A 15,163-nucleotide genomic window follows, 5' to 3' on the forward strand; every position below is an offset into this window, starting at 1 on the left:
ATCGCGACACGCCGCTTGCCAGCGCGTCGAGATCGATATAAATATATCTTTATGTCTTTCTGGAGATCGGAATGCTGACGCGCTCCTCCACCGGCCTGAACATGATGGTTGATATCTTGAAGGCGGCTGCCGAATCCAGCCGGCTGAGGATCTTGCTGCTGCTCGCCCGCGGCGACCTGACCGTCACCGACCTTACCGACATTCTCAACCAGTCGCAGCCTCGCGTCTCGCGCCACCTGAAGCTGTTGATGGAAGCGCAGCTTATCGAGCGCTACCAGGAAGGGTCGTGGGCCTATTTCCGGCTTTCGGACGGCGAATCGGCGCGCGATTTTCTCAACGGCGTCATTGGGCGGATCGACAGCGGCGATGCAGTGGTTGAACGCGACCTCGAGCGGTTGGCGGCGGTGAAGCGCCGGCGCCAGGAGAGGGCGGCAGACTACTTCAGCGCCAATGCCGCGAGCTGGGACGAAATCCGCTCGCTGCACGTGCCGGACGGCGCGGTGGAAACGGCGCTGAAGGAACTGGTGGGCGAACGGCCCTTCCAGTCCATGCTCGACCTGGGTACGGGCACAGGTCGGCTGCTGGAGCTTTTCTCGCCCCTCTATCGGCGCGGGGTCGGCATCGACCTGTCGCGCGAGATGCTTTCGGTGGCGCGCGCAAATCTCGACAAGGCCGACGTGGCGCATGCGCAGGTGCGGATGGGCGATCTCTACGCGCCGCCTGTCGAGCGCGACACATTCGACCTCGTGACCATGCACCAGGTGCTGCACTATCTGGAAGAACCCGGCCTCGCGATACGGGAGGCCGCGCGACTTCTGCGCCCGGCCGGCCGGCTGGTGATCGTCGATTTCGCGCCGCATGCGCTGGAGTTTCTGCGCGAGGACCATGCCCATGTCCGCCTCGGCTTTTCCGACCGGCAGATCGAGGACTGGCTGGACGAGGCCGGGCTGGACCTGGAGGCCGAGCGCGCCTTTGCGCCAGCGAACGGAGCTTCGGGCCTGACGGTCCGGCTGTGGCTGGCCCGCGACCGCCGCCTGCTGATCGCCGACGCTTCCCAAGCAACTGCCACCGCCACCAAGGAGACCGTTTGATGGCCGATCCCCGCCTTTCCCGCCGCACCGATATCGGCGACCGGATCAAGGTCTCGTTCGAGTTCTTCCCGCCGAAGAACGACGAGATGGAAGGCCGCTTGTGGGAGACGATTACGCGGCTCGAGCCGCTGTCGCCGCAATATGTGTCGGTGACATATGGAGCCGGCGGTTCGACGCGCGAGCGCACGGCCCGCACGATCGGCCGCATCCTGACGGGCAGCGGCCTGAAGCCCGCCGCGCACATGACGTGCGTGGACGCCACCCGCGAGGACGTGGACGCGGTGGTGCGTGATTTCGCGAGCCTCGGTGTCACGAGGTTCGTGGCGCTGCGCGGCGACCCGGCGGCAGGCGTGGGCGAGGCCTACCGCCCGCATCCGCAAGGCTATTCGAACGGGGCCGAGCTTGTCGGCGCGATCCGCCGCATCGGCGATTTCGAGGTGTCGGTTTCGGCCTATCCGGAGAAGCACCCCGAGAGTGCGGATTTCGCAACCGACATCGACATGCTGAAGCGAAAGGTGGACAACGGCGCGACGCGGGCGATCACCCAGTTCTTCTTCGATAACGATCTCTATGAGCGGTATGTCGAGCGCGTGCGGCGCGCGGGCATCTATATCCCTATCGTGCCGGGGGTGCTGCCGATCCACAATTTCGCGCAGGTGGCCAACTTTTCCGCTCGGTGCGGAACGCACGTACCGGCCTGGCTGGCGGAGCGCTTCGCCGGGCTGGAAAAAGACCCGCAAACCCATGCGCTGGTGGCGGCCGCCATTGCGGCCGAGCAGGTGCTGGACCTCGTTGAGCGCGGGATCGAGGAGTTCCATTTCTACACGATGAACCGTGCGGACCTCGCTTTTGCGATGTGTCACTTGATCGGTATCAGGCCGCAGGTTGGAACGGCCGCCGCAGCCGCGTGACAAAGAAAAAGGCCGGAGCATCATCCGGCCTTTTCCGTCGTGTTCGTATGTCGCTTCAGGGAAGTGACAGCCCCGCCGTGGCTATGCAAGCAGCCCCATTATGAGGGCGCCAATGAAGGCAAACGCGGCACAAATCATCAATGCGTTGATTGGTCGTGCAAGTCCCATGGCATAGTCTCCTCTACGACTATGGAATGAGATTCTAGAGGCGTTTGGGGGAGTGGCAAGCCATATTTGTGCTGCATTGCGACATGGATGAAGCAAAAACGACCCACCGGCACCTTCACTTTGTTGATTTTGCTGGCAAAACGAAAACAGCGATCCTGTGAATAAAAAATGGCCGCCGCGCTATCTTCGGGCGAGCAGCCGACCGTCGATAATGAGAAACCCGGCGGCGATGAGCACCATGCCGGCGACCTCGAAGATCTCCAGCCGCTCGCCGAGAAACACCGCGCCCAGAATGATGGCGCTTACGGGAACGATGAGCGTCACCAGCGACGTGTTGCTGGCGCCGGCCGAGCGGATCAGGCTGAAAAACAGGATGTAGGCGAAGGCGGTGGCAAGAACGGCAAGGCCCAGAACGGCGGCCCACGCCTGCGGACTTGCCGTGAACATGCCTTCCGCATGCCAAAGCAGAACCACCGGGAGCATCATGACGGTCGACGCGGTCAACTGGCCTGTGGCAACGATCTGCGGCGGCAGAGCCCGGAACCTGCGCGCAAAGATGGCTGCGCAGCCGTAGGAAAGAGCCGTGCCGATCAACGCCAGCTTGGCCCATACCGGCCCGCCCAGCCCGGCGAACACGCCCGGCCCGATCATGACGGCGGTGCCTGCCATGCCGAGACCCACGCCGGCGACCTTGTTCCACGACAGCTTCTCGTCGTCGGTGAGAAGATTGGCGAGGATCATCGTCCAGAAGGGGGTCGTGGCATTGAGGATCGAGGCGAGGCCGGCGCCGATCTCCGTCTGGCCGGCGAACATCAGCGTAAAGGGTATGATGTTGTTGAGCAGCGCGAGGAGGAAGAAGCTGCCCGCCATGGAGAAGGCGAGCCTGAAAGACGGACCGGCCACCGCCAGATAGAGATGCAGCGCCAGCGCCGCGATGCCGACGCGAAACAGAACGAGGGTGAGGGGCGGGATCTCGGCTACCGCCACCTTGGCAAAGAAGAACGACCCGCCCCAGATGGCCCCGAGCAGCACGAGCATGAACCAGTCGCGCGCGTTCATCGCGCGCCGGATCGGCTGGGAGGCGGTGGTATCGGTCATCGGGGCAATCGGCGTGAAAGGTTTCGCGCCTTCCCCTACGCCCGTGCCATGATGCGGGCCACCCGTTTCGTGCATTGGTCTAGCGGTTGGGCGGTATTGGCCGGAACGAGCGTCGGCACTTTTTCATGACATCCTAGACTGTTAGGTTCGCGTCCAAACAAGGAGACACTGCCCTTGCAGCGATTCGACAATGCGACCGAAGCAGCGCTCGCGCTTCGTCCCGACGATCCCATCTACTGCTTTCGACCAGACGTGCTGAAGGAAGACTGCCGGCAGTTCATGTCGATGTTTCCCGGCAAGACCGCCTATGCGGTGAAGACCAATGGCGAGAAGATGGTGCTGAAGGCGCTGTCGGAAGCCGGAGTGACGGCGTTCGACGTGGCCTCGCCGCAGGAGATAGCCGACGTGCGCGCGATCGCGCCGGAGGCGGAGATGCTCTACATGCACCCGGTGAAGGCGCAGTCGCATATCAGGCTGGCGCTCGAGGAATACGGCATCCGCGTGATCGCGGTCGACCACGAGGACGAGATCGTCAAGCTGACGCGGGTGGTGAAGGCGCTGGACATCGACCCCGGCACGATCACCGTGTTCGTGCGCATCCAGACCAAGGGAAGTGCCGCCTACGAACTGTCGAAGAAATTCGGGGCAGGGCCGGCGACGGCTGTCGAGCTGGTGGACCGGCTGGCGCGCTACGGCTTCAAGGTGGGACTGTGCTTTCATGTCGGCAGCCAGATCGAGGACCCGGACACCTACGAACGCGCGCTCGCCTCGGCCGACTGGGTGCGCAACCGCGCCAACGCGCCCATAGCGGCGCTGGACGTCGGCGGCGGCTTCCCGGCCGAATACGGCCACGACCCCAACCGGAAGAAGGCAGAGATGCCTTCGCTCGGGCAGATCATGTCACGGCTGCGCAACGATATTCAGGAATGGGGATTCGGCGAAACGCCGCTCGTGGCGGAGCCGGGCCGCGTGATCGTGGCGCGCGCGTTCTCGCTGATCGTGCGGGTGCTTTTGCGCAAGGGCAGGCGGCTCTACATCAATGACGGCATCTGGGCATCGCTGTCGGATTCATGGACGGGCAAGATCACCCTGCCGGCGCGCTTCATTCCCGACCCCGCCATCCGCAACCGCAATGGCGACAAGGAAAAGATCGTGCCGTTCAAGGTCTGCGGCGCGACATGCGACAGCGTCGATATCCTGTCACGACCGTTCTGGCTGCCGGAGACCGTGGACACCGGCGACTGGATCGAGATCGGCCATATCGGGGCCTATTCCCTGTCGCTGCGCAGCCGGTTCAACGGATTTTATCCAGACACTTTCGTCGAGGTGACGACACCGTTCGACGAAGGCAAGGCACCGGAAGGCTTTGCAAGTCTGGAGACGATGGCGGATTGAGCGGAATCCGCCTGGAACTCACAGATTCGACAGCAGCGCAGGCGTGGGCCAGCCATCGACCACGAGGCCGAGGCGCTGCTGCTCGGTGCGCACCGCCTCGCGCGTCATGACGCCCAGAATGCCGTCTATGCCGCCGACATCGTGTCCGCGGTCCTGCAGCTTCTGCTGGAGCAGTTTCATGGCGTCGCCGGTGAGGCCCTGTTCGGGCGTGCGCGCCTCGAAGCGCGGCGCGCCGGCAAGGCGGGTAGCGAGGTTGGCGGCCGTGAGCGTGTAGGTGAAGGACTGGTTCCACTCGAGATAGATGTCGAAGTTCGGGTAGACCAGGAAGGCCGGGCCCTTGTGACCCATCGGGAGTGCGAGGCCGGCTTCGGGCGCGTTCTGGTCGAGTGGGCTGCCGTCGCGCTTGGTGACGCCCCATGCGGCCCACTGCGAAACCGGCAGCTTGTTGGAGCGGCCGGTCTGCTCCCACGGAAGGTTTTCGGGAAGCTGCACTTCCTGCATCCACGGCTCGCCGGCGCGCCAGCCGCGTGCCTGAATCTTGCGGCCGGTGGTGAGAATCACGTCGGGGACGCTGCGGCGCATGTCGACCACGCCGTCGCCGTCGCCGGCCACGCCCAGGCGCAGGATGTCGGAGGGGAGCATCTGGGTCTGGCCGATCTCGCCGGCCCATGCACCCTGCGTGTCGGCGGGCAGGGTGCCGGTGTCGATGAGCGTCAGCATGGGCACGACCTGCGGGCGGAAGAGTTCCGGCCGGCGGCAATCGTGCGCCAGCGTGACCAGCGCGTTGAGCGTGTTGAAATCGCCCTGCACGGCGCCGAAATCCGTCTCAAGCGCCCAGAAGGCTGCGATGACGGGGCCGGGGACGCCGTAGTCACGCTCGGCCTTCGCGAACAGATCGCCATGCCGGCGCAGGAGTGCTGCGCCCTGTTCGAGCCGGTAGCTGCTGATCATCCGGCCGGCAAACTCGGCGAAGGTCTGCGTGAAGACGCCCTGTGCCCGATCGCGCTGGAGAACCCGCTGGTCTGCGCGCGCATTCTGCAACGCCGCCATGCCGCGCTGGCCTACGCCTGCGGCCTGCGCTTCCTGCGCGATGACGGCCTTCCACGCCGCGAAGTCGCCGCCGCATTCCTGCGCGATTGCCGGGGTGGCCGTCGCGAGCGCAAGGGCGAGGGCGGCTGTGGTGGTTCTCATCGGGCTTCTCCGGCAAATGGGATCGAGTTTTTTAGCCATCAACCGCCCGATAAGGGCATAAATTCGGCGTTACCGCGCATTCTCGCGCAGCCACGCCTGCCATTGGGCCTCGCTGCCGTTGAAAACGTTGATGTCGGCGTCGCCCCTGATGCCGGGAACCTCGCCGGTTCCGGTGTACTGCCAGAACAGGAACCGCTCGTTGTTGTAGATCTTGTCGGGGTGGTTTGCGACGGAGCGCAGCCACCACTCGTAGCCCTTGAACTCGTGCAGCCGGTTGTCGTGGTAGAAATCGACCGAGGTGTAGATGATCGGGCGCTTGCCGTAGTGGCGCTCGATCATGTCGAGGAAGACGCGCATCTCGCTCTGCACCGTGGCGGCCGGCGGACGCAGGCGGCAGGTCGGCGAGAGATGGTTCCATTCCATGTCGAGGACGTGAGGCAGGACGCCGGCCTCCTTCGGCACGTTGCGGATGAACCATTGCGCCTGCTCGCGTGCCGAGCGGCAGAAATAGAAGAAGTGGTAGGCGGAGCGGGGAATGCCGGCCGCCTTTGCGCCGCGCCAGTGCTCGTTGAAGAATTCGTCGAACATGTCGCCGCCTTCCGTCGCCTTGATGAAGACGAAGGAGATGCCGGCAGCTTTCGCTTCCTGCCAGTTCACCGAACGCTGATATTTGGACACGTCCGTGCCGTGCACCGCGTAGGTCCATGGGGCACGGCCATCCCAGGGATGGGGCTTGCGGTCGCCGAAGCGGGGATTGCGCACCGCGACGCGATGGGGAGACGCGGCGGACCGCGATGCCGCAGGGGAGGCGGACGCGCCTGGAGCGATGTCGCCGAAATCGTAGCTGACGCTGGTGCAGGCGGCGAGCAGCGCGGTCAATGCAAGGGCCGCAAGTCGCAGCATGTTCCCCCCAAGGTTTTTTCGCCGGCAGGCGTTCGAATCAACGGATTGCAGCCAGCAATAGTTGAACAGTGCTGCCCCGTCACCGCCCGGAATGGCCGCAGCGTCGGCACTTGCGCTGAAGGCATTGATTTTTCGGCCTCGGCTGCACAAGAGTTCACGGCAAAGTCATCGGGCGCCGATGGCGATTTGCGAAGCGGGAGCGGAGGGGCGACGTGCGGCTGTTGGGGATATTGCTGAAAGCGCTGCTGGCGCTCGTGGTTGTGGTCGTGGCGGGCATTGCCGGCTGGCTCTATTTTTCACCGCCGGCGCTGATCCGCGTCGGCACGGCCTATTCGGCCAAGATCGTGTGTTCCAGCCACTTCGTTTCGGGCAGGCCGGCGGACGCCGTGCTGGCGCTGGACGTGCAGGCGCCGGGCCACTGGCTGCTGAAATACATCTCCGTGGACGTCAACCAGGGCGAGGGCAGCGTTTCGGCAAGGCTGCTGGGCGCGTTCGGCGAGAGCCGCGCGATCTATCGCGAGGGTGCGGGATGCAGCAGCGTGCCGGCGGGCGCGGAAGCCTCCGCGGTGCCGGCATTCGCCACGCCGCGGCAGAACGACGCCAACGCACTGTGGCCGGTGGGCGATGGCGTGCAGCCCTCGCAGGACCCGGCACTGGCGGCAATACTGGACGACAGCGCGCTGACGGGCGACGGGATGCGCGCCGTGGTGGTGGTGCAGAACGGCCGCATCGTCGGCGAACGCTACGGTGACGGGTTCTCGGCCGGGACGCCTCTGCTGGGCTGGTCGATGACCAAGACGGTCACCGCCGCGATCATCGGTACGCTGGTGGAGGAGGGCAGGCTCTCGCTCGAGCAGGACGGGCTTTTCGAGGAATGGACCGTCGATGAGCGGGCGGAGATCACGCTTGCCGACCTGATGGCGATGTCGAGCGGGCTGGAGTTCAACGAGGACTACGGCGATGTGACCGACGTGACGCGGATGCTCTATCTGCAGGCGGACATGGCGACCTTTGCCGCCGACAAGCCGCTGGCCGGCGCGCGGGGCGAGGTGTTCAACTATTCGAGCGGCACGTCGGTGCTGCTTTCGCGCATATGGCAGAATGCGTTCGACAATGCGGAGGCTGCCTATGCCTATCCGCGCGAGGCGATCTTCGGCCCGCTGGGCATGAGCAGCGCGGTGCTGGAGCCCGACGCCAGCGGCACGTTCGTAGGCTCGTCCTATCTCTACGCCACTGCACGCGACTGGGCACGCTTCGGCCAGATGCTGCTGGACGGCGGGGCATGGCAGGGCCGGCAGGTTCTGCCGGAAGGTTTTGCCGAATGGATGCGGGAGGAAGCACCTGCTTCCGAAGGCCAATACGGGCGCGGGCAGCTATGGCTGGCAGGGCCGGGCGGGCTGGAAGAAAACGGCACGTTGCCCGCCGACACGTTCTGGCTGCGCGGACATGACGGCCAGACGATCGCGGTCGTGCCTTCCAGCAATCTGGTTGTGGTCAGGCTGGGGCTGACGCCGTCGCGGCTCGCCTATCGCCCGCAGCGGATGGTCGAGGCGCTGGTGGGGCATTTCGAGTAGGCGATTGAGGGACGCGCCAAGGCGCGCCCTTCACACCGTCTTTCGGCCTATCAGGCCTTGCCGAAACCGCCGGCCGTCGGCGTAGTCAGGATCACCGCCTCGCCGGCCTCCAGCGTGGTCTGGTCGCAGGCCTTGAGCGTTTCCACCTCGCCCCCGAGCCTGCGCACCTTGGTTGCGCCGACCGCGCCGTCGCCGCCGCCATCGACGCCACGTGGCGGCGCGCCGCGGTGCGACGACAGTATCGCGCATTCCATGCCTTCGAGGAAACGAATGGTGCGGCTGGTGCCGTCGCCGGCACTCCATTTGCCCTTGCCGCCCGAACCCTCGCGAATGTGGAAGTCCTCCAGCAGCACCGGGAAGCGCAGCTCGAGAATCTCCGGGTCCGTCAGGCGCGAGTTGGTCATGTGTACGTGGACGCCAGACGTACCGGCAAAGCCGCGCCCGTCATTCATGCGCCCGGCAGGAGAGCCCGAGCAGATCGTCTCGTAATACTGGTAGGTCTCGTTGCCGAAGGTGAGGTTGTTCATGGTGCCCTGCGAATTGGCGAGCGCGCCCATGGCCCCGAAGATCGCGTTGGTGACGTGCTGCGAGGTCTCCACATTGCCGGCGACCACGGCGGCCGGGTAGGAGGGCCGCAGCATGCAGCCTTCGGGGATGACGATGTTGATTGGCCGCAGGCAGCCGGCGTTCATCGGGATGTTGTTCTCGACCATCACGCGGAAGGCATAGAGCACGGCGGCGCGGGCGACCGGCTCAGGGGCGTTGAAGTTGTTCTTCATCACCGGCGAGGTGCCGGTGAAATCGACCGTTGCCTCGCGCCTGTCGCGGTCGACGGTGATTTTCACCTTGATGGTCTGGCCGGTGTCGGTCGGGTATTCGTATTCGCTGCTGTCGGGCAGGCGCTCCAGCACGCGGCGCACGCTTTCGGCGGCGTTGTCCTGCACGTGGCCCATATAGGCCTCGACCGTCTCCAGCCCGAAATGCGTGACCATCTTGCGCAATTCGGCCACGCCCTTCTCGTTGGCGGCGATCTGAGCCTTGAGGTCGGCGACGTTCTGATGCGGGTTGCGGGCCGGATAGGGGTGGTCGGTCAGAAGGTGGTGCAGTTCCTTCTCACGGAAGCGGCCGCGCTCGACCAGCCTGAAATTGTCGAACAGAACGCCTTCCTCGTCGACCGTGGTGGCAAGCGGGGTCATCGAGCCGGGCGCGGTGCCGCCGACATCGGCATGGTGGCCGCGAGAGGCCGCATAGAAGAGGATTTCCTTGCCGGCGTCGTCGAACACCGGCGTCACCACGGTGATGTCGGGCAGGTGAGTGCCGCCATTGTAAGGCGCGTTGAGCGCGAACACGTCGCCGGGATGGATGTCGCCTTCGTTGAGCCGGATGATGGTCTCCACCGAGCGGTCCATCGAGCCCAGATGTACCGGCATGTGCGGAGCGTTGGCCACCAGCGCGCCGGTGCGGTCGAAAACGGCGCAGGAGAAGTCCAGCCGCTCCTTGATGTTGACCGAATAGGCGGTGTTCTGGAGCGTCACGCCCATTTGCTCGGCGATCGACATGAAAAGGTTGTTGAAAACCTCCAGCATGACCGGATCGGCGGCGGTGCCGAGCGCGGCGAGGCGCTTCTTCTTTTCGACGCGGCGCAGAAGGACGTGGTTCTTCGCGGTGATCTGAGCCTGCCAGCCGGGCTCGATGACGATGGTCTGGTGGCTCTCGATGAGCAGAGCGGGGCCGGCGATGCGGTGGCCGGGTGCCAGGTTCTCGCGGCGGTGGATGGCGGTTTCGTGCCACTCTCCCTCGAAGAACACGCGGCGCGTTTCGGTCACGCGCGCGTCTGCTTCCTGAGTTGCGGCGTCGGTTTCGTCACGGCCGGAACTGCGGGTGTCGACGCCCTCGAGGCTGATCGATTCCACCACGATGGGCTTGTCGTCGTAGACGAAGCCGAACTGCGCCTTGTGCGCGGCCTCGAAACCCTTGCGGGCCTCGTCGATGCCGGCGTCGAAATTGACGGGAAGGGCGGTGTCGGTGCCGTCGTAGCGGATCTGGAGCATGGGCTTCCAGCCGATGCGATCCTCGGGCACGCCCTGCCGGACGAGTTCGCCGGCAACCGCGCCGCGCAGGGTGGCGATGGCGGTTTCGATGTCGCCCAGCGCGGACTGTGCAAGAGGGACGAGCAGCGCCTGCTGGCGCGATGCAAAGATGGCCGAAAGCCCGATGCCGTAGGCCGAAAGCAGGCCGGAGAAGGGATGGATCAGCACCGCTTCCATGCCCAGCGCGTCGGCCACCAGACAGGCGTGCTGGCCACCGGCGCCACCAAAGCAGTTGAGCAGATATTCGGTGACGTCGTAGCCGCGCTGGACCGATATCTTCTTGATCGCGTTGGCCATGTTTTCCACCGCGATGGTGATGAAGCCTTCGGCCACGGCTTCCGGCGCGCGTCCGTCGCCGATCTCTCCGGCCATGGCCGCGAACCTGTCGCGCACAACCTCGGTGTCCAGATGCTGGTCCTGCCTGGGACCGAAGATGGCGGGGAAGAAGTCGGGCTGCAGCTTGCCCAGCATGACGTTGGCGTCTGTGACGGCGAGCGGGCCGCCGCGGCGATAGCAGGCGGGACCGGGGTTGGCGCCGGCCGAATCCGGGCCTGCCTGAAAGCGCCCGGCCTCGTAGTGGAGGACCGAACCGCCGCCGGCCGCGACCGTGTGGATGCGCATCATCGGCGCGCGGACGCGAACGCCGGCGACTTCGGTGTCGAAGGCACGCTCGTATTCGCCGTCATAATGGGCAACGTCGGTCGACGTGCCGCCCATGTCGAAGCCGATGACCTTGTCGAAGCCCGCTAGCCGCGCCGTTTCGACCATGCCGACTACGCCGCCGGCAGGACCGGACAGAAGCGCGTCCTTGCCTTGGAACATGTCGGCCGCGGTGAGCCCGCCGGATGACATCATGAACATCAATCTCGGGCTCGCGGCCGAGCGCTCGCTTCGCTCGCTGGCCTCCGCCGGGGCGGCCTGCCCGGCCGACGCCGGGTCGGGCTTGCGGCCTTCGACCGATCGGTCTGCGCCAAGCTCGCCTGCAACCTGGGCGACGTAGCGCGACAGGATGGGCGAGAGGTAGGCGTCGACGACGGTGGTGTCGCCGCGGCCCACCAGCTTGATCAGCGGGGAAGCGCGGTTGGAGACCGATATCTGCGAGAAACCGGATTCTTCGCAGAGGCTTGCGGCCATTTCCTCATGCTGCGGATATTTCCATGCGTGCATGAAGACGATGGCGACTGCGTCGATGCCGTCTGCCTTCGCCTGTGCCACCGCATCGCGAACCGTGGCGGGGTCGAAGGCGGCCTCGACCGTGCCGTCGGCGCGCACGCGCTCGTCTACCTCGATGACGCGCTCGTAAAGCTGTTCGGGAAGGATGATTTCCTTGGCGAAGATGTCTGGGCGAGCCTGATAGGCGATACGCAGGGCATCGCGAAAGCCCTTGGTGATGAGCAGGAGGACGCGATCGCCCTTGCGCTCCAGCAGCGCATTGGTGGCTACCGTGGTGCCCATCTTGATCTCGCCGATGCTGCCAGCCGGAATCGGCGCGTCAGCGGAGACCTGCAGGAGGCGGCGAATGCCGGCAATCGCAGCGTCGCGATAGGCTTCCGGGTTTTCCGACAGCAGCTTCAGCGGGTGCAGCCCACCCTGCGGATCGCGCCCGATGACGTCGGTGAACGTGCCGCCGCGATCTATCCAGAAATCCCAATTGCCGGTCATGGAACCATCTCCCTCTCGCGGGGGGCAGCGGCCATCCGATGCCCCAACGTCAAAAGTTATTGACGATTTCTCGATAAACTGTCAACGTTGGGTTCTGCCGGAGTTCAAACGGCATGCTCCGGACACAGAAGTCGAAGCATCACGTCATAACGACGAAAAGGGGAACGACATGAAATACACGATGCCATTTGCTGCGGGCGTGCTCGCAACGGGACTTTTCGCGACGGGCGCAGCGTTTGCCCAGACCTCCTGGGACATGCCGACGCCATATCCGGACGGCAATTTCCACACCCGCAACATCCTGCAGTTTGCCGAGGAAGTCGGCGAGAAGACGGGCGGTGAGCTGACAATCACGGTCCACGCCAACCAGTCGCTGATCAAGCACCCCGACATCAAGACCTCCGTGCGCGACGGCGTGGTGCCGGCAGGCGAGCTGCTTGTTTCGCGCCTCGAGAACGAGAGCCCGATCTTCGGCGTCGATTCCGTGCCGTTCCTGGCATCCAGCTACGAACTGTCGAGGAAGCTCTACGACGCCCAGCGCCCCTATCTTGAGAAACTGCTGGAAGAGCAGGGGCTGCAGCTGCTGTTCTCGGTCGCCTGGCCTCCCCAGGGCATCTACGCCAAGAAGGAAGTGACCTCGCTTTCCGAGATGGAAGGCATGAAGTTCCGCGCCTACAACCTCGGCACCGAGCGCGTGGCGGAGCTGGCCGGCATGGTGCCGACGCAGATCGAGGCTTCCGACATTCCGACCGCGTTCGCCACCGGCCGCGTCGAGGCGATGATCACCTCGCCGTCTACGGGCGTCGATTCCAAGGTGTGGGACTTCCTGACCCATTACCACGACACGCAGGCCTGGCTGCCGCGCAACATGGTGATCGTCAACAAGGCGGCGTTCGACGCGCTGGGCGACGACGTGAAGGCGGCGGTGCTGGAAGCTGCGGCCGAGGCGGAAACCCGGGGCTGGGAGATGTCGCAGGTCGAGACGGCCGAAAAGACCCAGGCGCTGACCGACAACGGGGTGACGGTCGTGGCGCCCTCGGAAGAGCTGAAGGCCGGCTTCGCGGAAATCGGCGCCAAGATCGCCGACGAGTGGAAGGCGAGCGCAGGCGCCGACGGCGAGGCCCTGCTCCAGACCTACGGCGGCAACTGAGCCGACCGCATGTGACGGCGGACCGGGCGGCGCAGGCCGTCCGGCCCCTGCTTCAACGCTCTTTGAAGGGACGGTCCCATGCGGCGTTTTCTCGACGCGCTCTATCGCTATGCCGGTTGGGCGGCGGCGATCTCGATCTTCATGATCTTCGCCCTGGTCGGGCTGCAAGTCTCGGCGCGGCTGCTCGATGCCGGACTGCGGCTGGCGGGCCAGCGACCGTTGGGTCTCATCATCCCCTCCATAGCGGAAATCTGCGGCTTCCTACTTGCAACCGCGAGCTTTCTGGCGCTGGCCTATACGCTGACGACCGGCGGCCACATCCGCGTGAGCCTGCTGCTTCACCGCGTGGGTCCGCGCGTGCGCCACGTCTTCGAGGTGGTGGTGGGGCTCTGCGCCATCGCGCTCTCGCTTTATATGACGGTCGCAATGGCACGGCTGACACTGCGCAGCTGGAACTTCAACGACGTTTCCTACGGCTTCATCCCGGTGCCGCTGGCGTTGCCGCAAGGCGCGATGACCCTCGGCCTCGCGATCCTGACGATCGCGCTGGTGGATGTGACCCTTCGCGCCTGGCTGCACAGGAAATACGTACAGAGCTCGGAGGCCTGAACCATGGGTATCTTCGAACTCTCGATACTTCTCATCATCGTGATGTTGGTGGCGCTGGCGACGGGCCTTTGGATCGCGTTCTCGCTCTCGGCGGTCGCGCTCGTTGCGCTGGCGTCCAAGCCTGCGCTGCCTGCCGCACAAGTCATGGCGACATCCTTCTGGAGCGCGTCGATCTCGTGGGACCTGACCGCGCTGCCGATGTTCATCTGGATGGGCGAAATCCTGTTCAGGTCGCGGCTCTCGGAGAACATGTTCACCGGCATCTCGCCCTTCGTGCGGCGAATCCCGGGCCGGCTGGCGCATGTGAACGTGCTGGGATGCACGGTTTTCGCCGCCGTTTCGGGCTCGTCTGCCGCCACGACGGCGACCATCGGCAAAATCTCGCTGCCGGAACTCCAGAAGCGCGGCTATGACGACCGGCTTGCCATCGGCAGCCTCGCGGGCTCCGGCACGCTGGGGTTGCTCATCCCGCCGTCGATCATCCTGATCGTCTATGGCGCGGCGGTGGAGGAATCGATCGCGCGCCTGTTCGTGGCCGGCGTCATTCCGGGCCTCATGCTGGGTGCGCTCTTCATGGGCTACGTCGCGGTGTGGGCGCTGCTGAACCCCGACAAGATGCCGCCGCGCGAGGCGCGGGTGCCGTGGAGGCAGAAGCTTCAGGCAATCCGCGAACTGCTGCCTGTCGTGGTGCTCATCGCGGGCGTCATCGGCTCGATCTATGGCGGGCTTGCCTCGCCGACCGAGGCTGCCGTGGTCGGTGTTGCACTGAGCCTCGTGCTGGCACGGATGCAGGGCGCGCTGGACTGGCTGCGCTTCAAGGAGGGGCTGCTGGCCGCGACCGTCACTTCATGCATGATCGCGTTCATCCTCGCGGGGGCGGCGGTTCTGACGACGGCCATGGGGTTCACCGGCCTGCCGCGCCAGCTGGCGACGTGGATCGGCGAGCTCGGCCTGTCGCCGATGATGCTGCTGGCCGCGCTGACGCTGCTGTTCATCATCCTCGGCTGCTTCCTCGACGGCATCTCCATGATCGTGCTTACCACGGCGGTCATCATGCCGCTGGTGGTCGCGGCGGGCTTCGACCTCGTCTGGTTTGGCATCTATCTCGTCGTGGTCGTCGAAATGGCGCAGATCACGCCACCTGTGGGCTTCAACCTGTTCGTGATCCAGGGGCTGACGGGGAGGGATCTTTTCGCCATCGCGCGGGCGGCCCTGCCGTTCTTCTTCCTGTTGCTGCTTATGGTGGTGCTTCTCGCGCTGTTTCCCGATATCGCATTGTGGCTGCCGCGCACGATGTTCTCAGCGTAAGGCAAGCCAAGGG

The 15,163-nt window shown here is 65.2% G+C and carries 11 protein-coding genes; 7 read left to right on the top strand and 4 right to left on the bottom strand.

Annotated elements, in window-relative coordinates; genetic code table 11:
* The first annotated feature begins 71 nt into the window (after nt 1-71).
* Nucleotides 72-1,091, top strand: a complete 1,020-nt coding sequence (locus FY036_RS11120; RefSeq protein WP_148914799.1) for an ArsR/SmtB family transcription factor — start codon at nt 72-74, stop codon at nt 1,089-1,091.
* Complete coding sequence (metF, locus tag FY036_RS11125; protein ID WP_148914800.1) at nt 1,091-2,002, top strand: methylenetetrahydrofolate reductase [NAD(P)H]; 912 nt, start codon at nt 1,091-1,093, stop codon at nt 2,000-2,002. The genes FY036_RS11120 and metF overlap by 1 nt, the downstream gene beginning before the upstream one ends.
* 348 nt (nt 2,003-2,350) lie before the next feature.
* Here metF and FY036_RS11130 read toward each other — a convergent pair whose 3' ends face one another.
* Entirely contained in the window at nt 2,351-3,268 is a 918-nt protein-coding gene (locus FY036_RS11130) for a DMT family transporter (RefSeq protein WP_235897636.1), read from the bottom strand.
* Nucleotides 3,269-3,442: 174 nt separating this feature from the next.
* Between FY036_RS11130 and FY036_RS11135 the strand changes: the two genes are divergently transcribed.
* Nucleotides 3,443-4,663: an alanine racemase gene (locus tag FY036_RS11135; protein ID WP_148914801.1), complete on the top strand. Its 1,221-nt coding sequence runs from the start codon at nt 3,443-3,445 to the stop codon at nt 4,661-4,663.
* Between the two features lie 18 nt (nt 4,664-4,681).
* Here FY036_RS11135 and FY036_RS11140 read toward each other — a convergent pair whose 3' ends face one another.
* Together FY036_RS11140 and FY036_RS11145 are read right to left on the bottom strand one after the other, a co-directional pair.
* Nucleotides 4,682-5,854, bottom strand: coding sequence for a lytic murein transglycosylase (locus FY036_RS11140; RefSeq protein ID WP_148914802.1), 1,173 nt, complete (start codon nt 5,852-5,854; stop codon nt 4,682-4,684).
* Nucleotides 5,855-5,923: 69 nt separating this feature from the next.
* Nucleotides 5,924-6,757 (bottom strand): glycoside hydrolase family 25 protein, encoded by an 834-nt coding sequence (locus FY036_RS11145; RefSeq protein WP_148914803.1) that lies wholly within the window; start codon nt 6,755-6,757, stop codon nt 5,924-5,926.
* A 212-nt stretch (nt 6,758-6,969) separates the two neighbouring features.
* Here FY036_RS11145 and FY036_RS11150 point away from each other — a divergent pair, with 212 nt between their 5' ends.
* Complete coding sequence (locus tag FY036_RS11150; protein WP_148914804.1) at nt 6,970-8,331, top strand: serine hydrolase domain-containing protein; 1,362 nt, start codon at nt 6,970-6,972, stop codon at nt 8,329-8,331.
* A 50-nt stretch (nt 8,332-8,381) separates the two neighbouring features.
* On the opposite strand, the gene FY036_RS11155 is transcribed toward FY036_RS11150, so the two are convergent.
* Nucleotides 8,382-12,083, bottom strand: a complete 3,702-nt coding sequence (locus FY036_RS11155) for a hydantoinase B/oxoprolinase family protein (protein WP_148914805.1) — start codon at nt 12,081-12,083, stop codon at nt 8,382-8,384.
* Between the two features lie 169 nt (nt 12,084-12,252).
* Between FY036_RS11155 and FY036_RS11160 the strand changes: the two genes are divergently transcribed.
* From FY036_RS11160 to FY036_RS11170, 3 genes are all read left to right on the top strand, one after another.
* A complete protein-coding gene (locus FY036_RS11160; RefSeq protein ID WP_148914806.1) occupies nt 12,253-13,233 on the top strand; it encodes a TRAP transporter substrate-binding protein in 981 nt (326 codons plus the stop codon).
* Between the two features lie 78 nt (nt 13,234-13,311).
* A complete protein-coding gene (locus FY036_RS11165) occupies nt 13,312-13,842 on the top strand; it encodes a TRAP transporter small permease (RefSeq protein WP_148914807.1) in 531 nt (176 codons plus the stop codon).
* Between the two features lie 3 nt (nt 13,843-13,845).
* Nucleotides 13,846-15,150: a TRAP transporter large permease gene (locus FY036_RS11170; protein WP_148914808.1), complete on the top strand. Its 1,305-nt coding sequence runs from the start codon at nt 13,846-13,848 to the stop codon at nt 15,148-15,150.
* The last annotated feature ends 13 nt before the right edge of the window (nt 15,151-15,163 follow it).

Source organism: Neoaquamicrobium microcysteis (assembly GCF_008180155.1).
GTDB classification, from domain to species: Bacteria; Pseudomonadota; Alphaproteobacteria; order Rhizobiales; family Rhizobiaceae; genus Aerobium; species Aerobium microcysteis.

Bases quoted from the DNA above. Each gene is read 5' to 3' on its own strand.
- FY036_RS11120 (WP_148914799.1), top strand. From the start codon at position 72: ATGCTGACGCGCTCCTCCACCGGCCTGAACATGATGGTTGATATCTTG.
- metF (WP_148914800.1), top strand. From the start codon at position 1,091: ATGGCCGATCCCCGCCTTTCCCGCCGCACCGATATCGGCGACCGGATC.
- FY036_RS11130 (WP_235897636.1), bottom strand. From the start codon at position 3,268: ATGACCGATACCACCGCCTCCCAGCCGATCCGGCGCGCGATGAACGCG.
- FY036_RS11140 (WP_148914802.1), bottom strand. From the start codon at position 5,854: ATGAGAACCACCACAGCCGCCCTCGCCCTTGCGCTCGCGACGGCCACC.
- FY036_RS11145 (WP_148914803.1), bottom strand. From the start codon at position 6,757: ATGCTGCGACTTGCGGCCCTTGCATTGACCGCGCTGCTCGCCGCCTGC.
- FY036_RS11155 (WP_148914805.1), bottom strand. From the start codon at position 12,083: ATGACCGGCAATTGGGATTTCTGGATAGATCGCGGCGGCACGTTCACC.
- FY036_RS11160 (WP_148914806.1), top strand. From the start codon at position 12,253: ATGAAATACACGATGCCATTTGCTGCGGGCGTGCTCGCAACGGGACTT.
- FY036_RS11165 (WP_148914807.1), top strand. From the start codon at position 13,312: ATGCGGCGTTTTCTCGACGCGCTCTATCGCTATGCCGGTTGGGCGGCG.
- FY036_RS11170 (WP_148914808.1), top strand. From the start codon at position 13,846: ATGGGTATCTTCGAACTCTCGATACTTCTCATCATCGTGATGTTGGTG.